This window comes from Algorimicrobium bowmanii, assembly GCF_054031195.1.
In genome coordinates this window covers 1,429,485-1,441,486 of sequence record NZ_CM132929.1, presented here as the reverse complement: position 1 = coordinate 1,441,486, position 12,002 = coordinate 1,429,485, and the positions used below count along the sequence as shown (strand labels likewise).

Below are 12,002 nucleotides of genomic sequence, written 5' to 3'. Positions count from 1 at the left end.
AACAAGCTCTTATTCAAATGTCATAGCCTTTAACAACCCAGCACGTGCATTTATCCATATATAATTAAAAACCGACTTGTTTTTACTACGCGTAACACCTTCTTTATTAACGGTTATAAAATCAGTCACAGCTTTATTACTATTAGACGAAACAAAAATATTAGCCAAACCAGACAAGAAACTATTCTTCTCTTTGCCGTTTTCTTTAAGAATTACTACATCGAATGCTTGATACTTAGTTTTAAAATCTATATCAGACAAATCATCATTTCCATTTATAGTAAAGTATGTTTTATCTAACTTACCATTAAGCCTAATATTCAAATTTGGAACAGTAAAACTATTAAGCTCCGAAGCCAACAAGTCGTCCAATTCTGCTTGAAACAAAAAGCGATCTTCAACACTATTAACATCAAATTCCCAATTCACCTGTAATGGCGCATGCTCCATAAACAATGTTTGGATATCTAAGGTTGTTTTTATTGGCGCCACATAAGTATTACTTACATTTTTTATTACCGCATGGAAATCGGAAAACCGAACAGTCCCCGCAGGTTTATCAACTTTTATTTTTTCAGAATAACGTATCGCTGTATTCACCAACTCCACCTCATCAAGTGTTAAATCGAAATTCAAATCGCGTAACATTTTACTGTAAAGCGGCTTGATTTTCTCATCATCCGCAACTAATTTATCTCGATAGATATCTGCATCAACTTCAGAAAACAGCACTTTTGGGCTTTTTATTTGCAAAATACTGTCTTGACGAAATCCAAAATTAATATCTTTCACCTGAAGCTCTTTTACAACTACATCATAATGATCTCGCTCAACTTTAATAACTCGAGACAAATCCTGTTTAGAATATTTAGTCTTAAACACTAAACCCTGTAAACTAAGTTGTTTATTGTTAAACGCGAAAACTCCTGTTTTTAAATCATCATAATCACTAACTCTATAATAAAGGCTATCATATCGCAAACTTAAATCCTGATAATCAATTGGTATTTTTTGCGCTTGTGTTTTTTCATCAAAGCGCACATTTTTCATGGAAAAATCGATATTTGACACACGCAACATCAGTGAGTCATTCACCACATTTGCAACCACAACATCTCCTGCATCAACATTAAAATTTGCAACTTCAATAACCTTACTAAAAGACGACTGTGATTTAGACCGGTAAACAGAATCTTGTATTTTAGAGTTATGCCTATATGTAACTTTAGGCGCACGAACTATTAAATCAGAAACATGAACAACTCCTCCTACTATGTAATCCCAATATCCAATATCATGAATTTGAAGATAGTCAAGTTCAACATTTATCAATTGCTTATTAGTTATCTCACCATTTAATGAGACATCAATCTGACTCAATTCTATATTTCCACTAAAAATATTAACATTCAATTCAGAATAATTCAACTCAACACCTTCAGGAAGCTCTTTTTTTAGGTAGCCATCTAATTTCATCTCAGCAAACCACTGCAAACCAAACAACAACAAAACAACAACAACACTAACACCCAAAACAGTTTTAAGCCAAAAATTTAAAGATTTACCCATTTCATAAAGATATCTAAAATTTCAAATTTATTTTAAATATATTTACGTTAAATTATACTTTTATGCAAACCTTTTTAGACTTTTTAAGCGATATTCCATGGTGGGGATGGCTACTTATACTACTTATCATTATTGCTATAAGAGACGTATTCTTTCAAAAAAAACACACCATTAGCCATAACTTTCCTGTAGTTGGTCATTTTAGGTATATGTTAGAAAAAATTGGACCAGAACTTAGACAATATTTAGTTGCCAATAACCGCGAAGAACTACCTTTTAACCGTATAGAACGCGGCTGGATATACGCTTCTGCAAAACACCAAAACAATTACGAAGGCTTTGGAACAGATCGTGACATATATGCGCATCAGCATATTTTTATAAACAACGCCATGATGCCTTATAAAGTAAAAAATAACCACCCAAACACCACCGATCCTTATTTTTTACCTTGTGCAAAAGTTATGGGACTAGCAAATAATAGAAAGAAACCTTTTAGACCAGGCTCCGTAATAAACGTAAGCGCTATGAGTTTTGGATCTTTATCAGCTAAAGCTGTTGAATCAATGAACAAGGGTATAAAAATGGCCGATGCTTACCACAACACAGGCGAAGGCGGTTTATCGCCATACCATTCACATGGTGGTGATGTTATTTTTCATTTTGGAACTGGATATTTTGGTATCCGTAATGAAGACGGCAGCTTTTCTATGGATAAATTAATAGCCCTGGTCGAAAAAAACCCTTTTGTTCGAGCTATAGAAATAAAGCTATCACAAGGTGCTAAACCTGGAAAAGGAGGCGTATTACCAGCCGCTAAAATAACACAAGAAATTTCGGATATCAGACACGTACCATTAGGAAAAGACGTATTATCTCCACCAAACCACTCCGCTTTCTCTAATGTTAGCGAAATGCTTGACCTCATAGAACAGATAGCTGAAAAAACAGGACTTCCAGTAGGCATAAAAGCTGCAATTGGCAAACTTAATCAATGGGAAGAATTAGCAGATCTTATGGTTAAAACAGGCAAAGGTCCCGATTTTATTACTGTCGATGGTGGCGAAGGCGGAACAGGTGCTGCTCCTCCTAGTTTTGCCGATCATGTCTCACTCCCTTGGGTGTACGGCTTTAGTAGCGTATACAAGGTTTTTAAAAACAGAAACCTTACCGAACGAATTGTTTTTATTGGTAGCGGTAAATTAGGGTTTCCTGCCAAAGCAGCCATGGCATTTGCCATGGGAGCCGACTGCATTAATGTTGCTCGAGAAGCTATGATGAGTATCGGATGCATTCAAGCGCAAGTTTGCCACACTAACACCTGTCCTAGTGGTGTTGCCACTCAAAACAAATGGCTACAAAACGGTATCGATCCAACATTAAAATCTGTAAGACTCGCACAATATTTTAAAACTTTCAGAAAAGAATTTATTGAAATCACACATGCTTCAGGCTATGAACACCCATGCCAATTTAAAATGAGCGATGTAGCTGTAAATGTAGACGACCAAAACTTAACGAAAGAATTAGACAGAACTTACATGTATAATAAAGCTATCGTACCATTTACAAGTATGCAAGATTTAAAGGATTGCCAATATCTAGGAGGCTCAAAAACCAAATAACTCACATTTTAAAACAGCCAACTTTAATTAACATCATAAGATCATTCAAAGAAGTGAATACTTGTGCTATTATAAAAAACAACTTATGTTTGTGGTATCATAAATCAGAACAATGGAAGGACAGATAATTAACCTATTGATGTATACAATTCCAGCACTTATAACTGGATTAATTGCTTATTACTTTTTTAAAGAACACACTAAAAACGAAGATGGACGTCGACGCTTTTTACTTCATAAAGATATGCAAGTTACAACATTACCTATCCGACTTCAAGCCTATGAACGCATGTCGCTTTTCTTAGAACGCATCACACCTTCTAAATTATTAATTAGAGTTTCACCACATAGTTCTAATAAAGAAAACTACGAATCGTTATTAATCCAAAACATCGAACAGGAGTTTGAACATAATCTATCACAACAAATTTATGTAACCGATGAATGCTGGAACATTATCACCGCAGCTAAAAACGCCACTATACAACTCATTAGAAAAGCTAGTCTACTAGAAAAAACAGACACCGCCAATAAGCTTCGTGAGGTTGTTTTAACAGAAATGATGGAAAAACAAGCACCTAGCGATGCGGCATTATCGTTTATTAAAAAGGAAGTTAGTGAAATGTGGTAAAAATCTAACTATTAGATTTTTTTTCATGGCGCATTTTAGCATTTTCATAGCCTTGCTCCCACCATTTTGTCATTAATCGTTTACTGAATATTAAAGAGTTCTCCGTTAAACTAGAAGGTGTATAATATAGATTTAATTTAACACCCCTATTTTTAGCCGCCAACTTACCAATTAAAATATCATTACGTTCCACCTGATTCAACAAATGGCCGAACAAATTAATCATCAACGAAAACGGATTTTTTCCTAAAACTTTTTTGTGCTCTATATTTTCAGCTTCTAATATTATCGCATCAACCTCAGTTGCTCCTCTATTAATAGCTTCACGAATAGGAACAACACAACCTAAGCCTCCATCAGCATATTCATAACCATTTACCTTTGCTATAGACATAAACGGTATGTAATTGCACGAAATCCAAATCCAATTACAAAATTCATCATAAGTACAATCCTTAATAGACTTGTATTCTACAGAATTTAAAGACAAATTTGAAACCGTTGCTACAACATCTTTGTTTTCTGTACGTATTTTATGATACTCTTGCTCTGTAAATTTTCGTTTTATATGTCGTTTTAACGCCTTACTTTCTCCAAAAGTCCGCTTACGCCTAATAAACTGCCAAATAGAATTTACAAAATCTATAGAAACATACTCCCTATTATCCTTTTTACGCTGAATAAAAGGGCTCACACTAAAAATATCATGCTGTTGCACATTGGTGTACATATCATACAACTTAGGAATATTATTTACAGCCAAATGCGGAATCAATAAACTCCCAGTAGAAGTCCCTAAATACATATCATAGGTCTTTCCTTGCTCTTCAATTAAGTATTGCGCCACACCTCCTGCGTAAGCACCTTTACTACCACCTCCTGAAATTACTAAAGCTCGCATATATTTATAAAGTTAAACGCCGTATTAATTCAGCATATTTTTCACTATTTGACAATACTTCCAGTAAATTTTTAGAAAAAGACTTAAAACGCCAATTATAATGCCGCGTTCCATTCATCAAATTAACTAATGACACCTCCGTGAATGCATTTAATGCATTTAAATACGTAAAAGCCGATTGTCGCACTTCTGCATTATAAACTTCAAAAGTATACGATTCTAATTCTCTAAAATAATCTGTTTTCTCTGAGTTATTATAATCAGCAGTAGACAAAGCTAACACCAACCACAAAAGCCTCACATTTTTATCACTAAAACCAACAATAGTTTTAGTTTTATCAAGATACTCAGCACGCTTTAAAGGGAAATTTACCCATAAATTATACAAAGCAGCTTCGTTAGTAACATACGACTCATCAGATAACAAGGACTCAAAATTAACTTTCAACGAGTCTGGAATTTCCGATACATTCAACGCTATTGCCTGACGTACCTTTAGACTGCCATTAAAAAGATTATTTGTAATTAACCTTGGTACTTGGCTAATAATTTTAGTTTTTGCTTTATCAGATAATGGCGCTTCTAAATAATAACGACATTTAGAAGTTTCAGCCTCACAATCAACCATTAAATACTCCTGCATAAACATCGACTTCTCTAAACTCTCCATAGCTACATTATACGGAAAGCTTTTCTCTTTTAGCCACAGATCAAAAAAATCGTTTAAATTTTTACCACTAGCTTTTTCTACTTCATTTATAAAGTCTTCCGAACGCACATTTTGAAACTTATAAGTTTCCAAATAACGCTTAACGGCTAATCTAAATGCTTCATCGCCAATTTTTTCGCGCAAAGCATGAAGCACCCACGCACCTTTCTTATAAAACGTCGTACTAGAAGATTTAGGATCTAACAACGCCGTACTAACATTACGAGAATCTTGCTCCAACAACTCTTGTGCATACTCATACAAACGCCAGTAATAATAATTATCACCAAAAATATCACGCTCCACTAACAATGCGTAATAGGTAGCAAACCCTTCCTGAAGCCAATGATGAGTCCCCGATGTTTCAGTTACCAAATCACCAAACCATTGATGAGCTAATTCATGCGCATTAACATTTACATAATTACGATCATTAAAACCTATTGAGTCTACAACAAAAGCATCTGAAAAAATTGTTAAGCTCGTATTCTCCATACCTGAATACAAAAAATCATGTACTGGAACCTGCTTATAGTTTTGCCAAGGATAAGCTACCGATAACTCCGTTTCTAAAAAATCAAACATCCGTTTACTATACCGATAGGTTGGTTCAAACTTTAAGGAATCAGTTGGGTAATAATACAACTCCAACAACACACCGCTCTCTGACAGTTCCTCACGTTTTTCGTAGTCACCAATAGCCATAGCAACTAAATAACTAGACATTGGCTGCTCCATATTAAATTGCCATACAGTATTATCACCAGATATCTCCTTAGACTCCAAATTCCCATTAGCCACCACCTGATAAGCAGAATCAAACGTCACCGTTAAATCAAATTCTATTTTATCATTCATATCATCCACCGATGGCAACCAGTTACTAGTATACTTACCTTGACCCTGTGTCCAAATTTGATTTGGAGCCTGATCTGCCCAACCCACAAAATACATAGCTTTTTTAGGTGATGCATGATATTTAAAAGTGATATAATTACCTTCAGATAGCGAAAAATTACTATACACAATAAGTTTTTGACCATCATTCTTAAAAACAGTTTCATGGCCATTTAACAAGACTTCAACAAAGTCCATGTTTTTTGCATCTAAAAAAATGGAGTCCACAGACTTTAAAACATCAAACTGAACTCGCAATTCTCCTGATATACTTTTGGTTTGAGTTTCAGGAATAACACGTGCATCTATTTGCTTAAAATCCACATAATCTGCTTGTTGCGCGTTAGTAAAATCAACAAAAAAGAATAATGCTAACAACAAAAAATATTTCATGATAGTTATTTATACTTAGAATGCTCCAAAATACAAAAATTGCATTTTATGAATTGCCTGAAATGACTTAAATTCGCTATCATGAGCACCAATTTACAAACACCCATCGATTACCTTAAAGGCGTTGGCCCAAATCGAGCCGAATTACTTCGGAAGGAACTTGGTATTCACACCTATCAAGATCTGATAAATCTATTTCCAAATAGATACTTAGATAGAACCAAGTACTTCAAAATAAACGAACTACAACGAAACAACTCTGAAGTACAGGTTATTGGTAAAATAATTAAGTTTGAAGAGATTGCTCAGAAACGTGGCAAACGCCTAGTAGCAACCTTCCAGGACGAGACAGGTACTATGGAATTAGTCTGGTTTAGAGGTCAGAAATGGATACGTGAGAACCTAAAACGAAACACAGTATACGTTATATTTGGTAAAACAAATTGGTTTAATGGCAAATTTAGCATGCCACACCCCGAACTAGAATTACTTAAAGAACATCAATCCGGATTACGGTCCGCCATGCAACCCATTTATCCTTCTACCGAAAAATTAAACAACAAAGGAATTACAAATAGGGTATTAGCAAAAATAATGCAGCAACTATTCACCGAAACAAACGGAAAATTTGTTGAAACACTTTCACCTGAGCTTTTAGATAATCCAAAATTAATTTCAAAAAGTGAAGCGCTTTTCAACATACATTTTCCAAAAAATCAAGAGCTATTAGCCAAGGCACAATACCGATTAAAATTTGAGGAATTATTTTACATTCAACTCCAATTAATTTTAAAAAATCTCATCCATAAATCGAAAATAAAAGGACTCCCATTTGATAAAGTAGACACGTATTTCAATAACTTTTACAACACCTATTTACCCTTCAAATTAACAAACGCACAGAAGCGTGTTTTAAAAGAAATTCGTCACGATTTAGGAAGCAACGCTCAGATGAATCGCCTATTACAAGGCGATGTTGGTTCTGGTAAAACAATTGTAGCCTTCATGTCAATGCTCATGGCACTTGACAACGGCTATCAAGCCTGCTTGGTTGCTCCTACTGAAATTTTGTCAGTCCAGCATTACAATGGATTACTTGAATGGTGTAACAAGCTAAATATCAATATAAAAATACTTACAGGATCAAGTAAAACTTCAAGTAGAAAAGAGATTCACAAAACTCTAGAAGATGGCACTTTACAGATACTTGTAGGCACTCACGCCATCCTTGAAGACAAGGTGAAATTCAAAAATTTAGGACTTGCAATAATTGATGAACAACACAGGTTTGGAGTAGAACAACGAAGTAAATTATGGCGTAAAGGACCAGCTGATTTAAATGAAAAATCAAACTCAAAAGCCATCATTCCTCCTCACATTTTAGTCATGACCGCCACCCCTATTCCACGCACATTAGCCATGTCTGTTTATGGCGATTTAGACATCTCGGTAATAGACGAATTACCACCAGGAAGGCAAGCCATAAAAACAGTTCATAGATTTGATAACAACCGTCTAAATGTATTCCGTTTTATACGTGATGAAATTGATAAAGGCAGACAAATCTACACTGTATATCCGTTAATTCAAGAAAACGAAAAAATGGATTATAAAGATCTTATGGATGGCTACGAAAGTATCTCTCGAGATTTTCCACAACCAAAATACCAGATATCAATTGTTCATGGCCAAATGAAACCCGATGATAAAGATTACGAAATGCAACGTTTTATTAAAGGCGAAACTCAAATCATGGTAGCAACCACTGTTATTGAAGTCGGAGTTAATGTTCCAAACGCTTCGGTAATGATTATTGAAAGCGCCGAAAGGTTTGGCTTATCGCAACTACACCAGCTACGAGGACGTGTTGGTAGAGGTGCCGAACAGAGTTACTGCATTTTAATGACAGGACACAAATTAAGCAATGACAGCAAAACACGCTTAGAAACCATGACGCGTACTAATGATGGCTTTGAAATAGCTGAAGTAGATTTAAAACTACGTGGCCCTGGCGATATTACAGGCACACAACAAAGTGGCATCCTTAACTTACGAATTGCCGACCTTATAAAAGATGGTGATATCCTAAAAGCCGCTAGATATTACGCCAAGCAAACCCTAGAAAAAGATCCAAGCTTATCCAGCACCAACAACCAAGCCATTTTCAATACTTATAAAGAAATGAGTAAATACCGAAATATCTGGAACTACATTTCTTAAAAGTCTATTTTTTTTTTATAAAAACAAGTACATACAAAACCATATTATATGCCTTTAAACATTGTATTAGTAGAACCAGAAATCCCCAACAACACAGGGAATATTGGCCGATTAGCACTAGCCTCTGGCTCTAACTTACACTTAGTAAAACCATTCGGATTTGAAATAACCGACAGTAGACTAAAACGTGCCGGACTAGATTATTGGCAACACCTCAATGTTTTTTACTACGATAGTATTGATGACTTTTTCAATAAAAACAGCCACGCAAAAATGGTTTTACTATCAAGTCACGGACACCAAAACCATTGGGACATAACCTTTGAAGACAACCTATTTCTATTGTTCGGAAAAGAATCTAAAGGCCTACCCTTAGAATTAACAGAAAAATATTCAGATAAGCTCTTTAAAATACCATTACATAGCAACCACGTTAGAAGTTTAAACCTAGCAAATGCCGTTAGTATCGTTGTATACGAAGGTTTAAGACAACTAAAATAACTCCAAATAATATTTCGTTTACAAAGAGCACATTTTTACAAGCATTGTTTGAATGCTAGTTTCAATATTTTATCTTTGCAAACTTAATTAACCCATGATTCATGAAGATTTCTTACAACTGGCTAAAGCAATTTATAAAAACAGATTGGTCACCAGAACAAATTAGTGAACTATTAACCGATTTAGGATTAGAAGTAGAAGGCCTAAACACATTTCAATCCGTTAAAGGAGGATTGGAAGGTATTGTTGTAGGTGAAGTATTAACCTGTGTACAACACCCTAATGCCGATCGCTTAAAGGTTACTACTGTAAATATTGGCACAGACACTCCTATACAAATTGTTTGTGGCGCACCTAATGTTGCTGCCGGACAAAAAGTTCCTGTTGCTACAATAGGCACTACTTTATACACCGAAACTGGTGAAGCATGGAAGATTAAAAAAGGTAAAATCCGAGGCGAAGAAAGCCATGGAATGATATGTGCTGAAGATGAACTTGGCTTAGGAAAAGGCCATGATGGCATTATGGTTTTAGCTGAAGATACAACTGTAGGAACATTAGCAGCCGATTTATTCAATATAGAAAACGATCAGGTTTTTGAAATAGGACTAACACCTAACCGTGCAGATGCCATGAGTCATTTTGGAGTTGCTCGTGATTTACGCGCCGGTTTCACTCATAAGGACATCAACACCGAGCTAATAACACCATCAGTAAGCTCATTTCATGTAGATAATCGCTCATTAAGAATTGACGTAGACGTGTTAGACAAGAATTTAGCACCACGTTACTGCGGTTTAACAATATCTAATGTAAAAGTTACAGATTCGCCTGCTTGGTTACAAAATAGACTGAAAGCTATAGGATTAGCACCTATAAATAACATTGTAGATGCAACCAACTATGTATTACACGAGCTAGGACAACCACTACATGCTTTTGATGCAAATAAAATTACAGGTAGCAAAATAGAAGTAAAAACACTTCCTAAAGGCACCAAATTCACAACTTTAGATGGTGTAGAACGTGAACTTCATGAAGAAGATTTAATGATATGTAACGCCGAAAAACCTATGTGTATCGCAGGTGTTTTTGGAGGTATAGATTCTGGAGTTACAGAACACACTACTAACATATTTTTAGAAAGTGCCTATTTTAACCCTGTTAGTATTAGAAAAACAGCTAAACGCCACGGGTTAAACACCGATGCTTCATTCCGTTTTGAACGCGGTATAGATCCAAATATTACTGAATACGCATTAAAACGTGCAGCAATATTAATTGAAGAAATATCAGAAGGTGTTGTTACAAGTGACATTATTGATTTCTACCCTAATAAATTTGAAGATTTCCAAGTGCGTTTAAGCTTTGAAAATGCTAGAAAATTAATTGGACAAGAAATACCTAAAGACACCATTAAGAGTATTTTAATGTCTTTAGATATTCGTATAAATAACGTTACAGAAACCGGTTTAGGTTTAACCGTTCCGGCTTATCGTAATGATGTTCAGCGAGAAGCTGATATTATTGAAGAAATACTTCGTGTTTACGGTTATAACAACATTAAAACAACCGAAAAACTAAATGCTTCCATCTCGAATACAGGGAAGTTTGAAGATTATAAATTACAAAACATCATAGGAAACCAGTTGGTTTCTCAAGGATTTTACGAAACCTTAACCAACTCGTTAACATCCCCTGAATACATAAAACTTTTAGCAGATTTAAGCCCAGAACATCATGTAGAAATGCTAAACCCTTTAAGTACGGATTTAAGTGTTTTACGCCAATCTATGTTGTTTTCAGGCTTAGAAAACATTCAACACAATGTTAACAGACGTCGTGAGGATTTAAAATTATTCGAATTTGGTAAAACCTACCACAACTATTCGGAAAACCGTGAAGAAAACAAACATTTAGCCGTATTGGTTACTGGTAGTCGTCATGAAAGCCGTTGGAATACAGAAAATAAACCAAGTGATTTTTACTATTTAAAAGGTACTATCGAAACGATATTTACACGCTTAGGTATCAGTAAATTAAAGTCATCTCCAATTAAATCCGATGCTTTTAGCGAAGGATTGAAATTGTCTTTTGGAAAAACTAGCCTGGTAGAATTTGGGTTAGTTAAAAAATCAATTTTAAAGCATTTCGGAATATCACAACCCGTATTGTTTGCAGATTTTAATTGGGATGCAGTAATTGAAACAGCTAAATACAACAAAGTATCTTATAGCCCTATTTCTAAATATCCTGATTCGCGTCGTGATTTTGCCTTACTAATTGATAATTCTGTAACCTTTGAAAGCATTCATACTTTAGCAAAACAAGCTGAAAAGAAACTTTTAAAGAATGTAACATTATTTGATGTTTATCAAGGAGAAAAACTTCCTGAAGGGAAAAAGAGTTATGCTGTTAGCTTTACATTCCAAGATGAAAATAAAACATTAACTGATAAGCAAGTTGATAAGATTATGAATAAGCTCCAAGCTAGTTTTGAAAAACAACTGGGAGCTGAATTACGATAACCCTTAATTTGAAACGTTTAATATATAT

The 12,002-nt window shown here is 34.9% G+C and carries 8 protein-coding genes; 5 read left to right on the top strand and 3 right to left on the bottom strand.

Going from position 1 to position 12,002, the window contains the following annotated elements; all coding sequences use genetic code 11:
- Positions 1-9 precede the first annotated feature (9 nt).
- Complete coding sequence (locus tag ACW5R3_RS06355; RefSeq protein WP_456578751.1) at positions 10-1,569, bottom strand: hypothetical protein; 1,560 nt, start codon at positions 1,567-1,569, stop codon at positions 10-12.
- A gap of 62 nt (positions 1,570-1,631) precedes the next feature.
- Here ACW5R3_RS06355 and ACW5R3_RS06350 point away from each other — a divergent pair, with 62 nt between their 5' ends.
- Together ACW5R3_RS06350 and ACW5R3_RS06345 are read left to right on the top strand one after the other, a co-directional pair.
- Positions 1,632-3,194: an FMN-binding glutamate synthase family protein gene (locus tag ACW5R3_RS06350; RefSeq protein ID WP_456578750.1), complete on the top strand. Its 1,563-nt coding sequence runs from the start codon at positions 1,632-1,634 to the stop codon at positions 3,192-3,194.
- A gap of 112 nt (positions 3,195-3,306) precedes the next feature.
- Positions 3,307-3,825: a DUF7935 family protein gene (locus ACW5R3_RS06345; protein ID WP_456578749.1), complete on the top strand. Its 519-nt coding sequence runs from the start codon at positions 3,307-3,309 to the stop codon at positions 3,823-3,825.
- Between the two features lie 4 nt (positions 3,826-3,829).
- Here ACW5R3_RS06345 and ACW5R3_RS06340 read toward each other — a convergent pair whose 3' ends face one another.
- Positions 3,830-4,726: a patatin-like phospholipase family protein gene (locus ACW5R3_RS06340; protein WP_456578748.1), complete on the bottom strand. Its 897-nt coding sequence runs from the start codon at positions 4,724-4,726 to the stop codon at positions 3,830-3,832.
- A gap of 4 nt (positions 4,727-4,730) precedes the next feature.
- The gene (locus tag ACW5R3_RS06335; protein ID WP_456578747.1) at positions 4,731-6,725 is read right to left on the bottom strand and encodes a M1 family metallopeptidase; all 1,995 of its coding nucleotides are present in this window, start codon (positions 6,723-6,725) and stop codon (positions 4,731-4,733) included.
- Positions 6,726-6,806: 81 nt separating this feature from the next.
- On the opposite strand from ACW5R3_RS06335, the gene recG reads away from it, so the two are divergent.
- The 3 genes from recG (at position 6,807) to pheT (ending at position 11,974) form a co-directional block, all read left to right on the top strand.
- Positions 6,807-8,945: an ATP-dependent DNA helicase RecG gene (gene recG, locus ACW5R3_RS06330; protein ID WP_456578746.1), complete on the top strand. Its 2,139-nt coding sequence runs from the start codon at positions 6,807-6,809 to the stop codon at positions 8,943-8,945.
- Between the two features lie 48 nt (positions 8,946-8,993).
- A complete protein-coding gene (locus ACW5R3_RS06325) occupies positions 8,994-9,446 on the top strand; it encodes a tRNA (cytidine(34)-2'-O)-methyltransferase (protein WP_456578745.1) in 453 nt (150 codons plus the stop codon).
- Positions 9,447-9,547: 101 nt separating this feature from the next.
- Positions 9,548-11,974 carry a phenylalanine--tRNA ligase subunit beta gene (pheT, locus tag ACW5R3_RS06320; RefSeq protein ID WP_456578744.1) on the top strand — a complete coding sequence of 809 codons (2,427 nt, stop codon included), beginning with the start codon at positions 9,548-9,550 and terminating at the stop codon, positions 11,972-11,974.
- Positions 11,975-12,002: the final 28 nt, after the last annotated feature.

What these genes read in the sequence shown, in the direction of transcription:
- ACW5R3_RS06325 (WP_456578745.1), top strand. Translation starts at nt 8,994, where the DNA reads ATGCCTTTAAACATTGTATTAGTAGAACCAGAAATCCCCAACAACACA.
- ACW5R3_RS06355 (WP_456578751.1), bottom strand. Translation starts at nt 1,569, where the DNA reads ATGGGTAAATCTTTAAATTTTTGGCTTAAAACTGTTTTGGGTGTTAGT.
- ACW5R3_RS06350 (WP_456578750.1), top strand. Translation starts at nt 1,632, where the DNA reads ATGCAAACCTTTTTAGACTTTTTAAGCGATATTCCATGGTGGGGATGG.
- ACW5R3_RS06340 (WP_456578748.1), bottom strand. Translation starts at nt 4,726, where the DNA reads ATGCGAGCTTTAGTAATTTCAGGAGGTGGTAGTAAAGGTGCTTACGCA.
- recG (WP_456578746.1), top strand. Translation starts at nt 6,807, where the DNA reads ATGAGCACCAATTTACAAACACCCATCGATTACCTTAAAGGCGTTGGC.
- pheT (WP_456578744.1), top strand. Translation starts at nt 9,548, where the DNA reads ATGAAGATTTCTTACAACTGGCTAAAGCAATTTATAAAAACAGATTGG.
- ACW5R3_RS06335 (WP_456578747.1), bottom strand. Translation starts at nt 6,725, where the DNA reads ATGAAATATTTTTTGTTGTTAGCATTATTCTTTTTTGTTGATTTTACT.
- ACW5R3_RS06345 (WP_456578749.1), top strand. Translation starts at nt 3,307, where the DNA reads ATGGAAGGACAGATAATTAACCTATTGATGTATACAATTCCAGCACTT.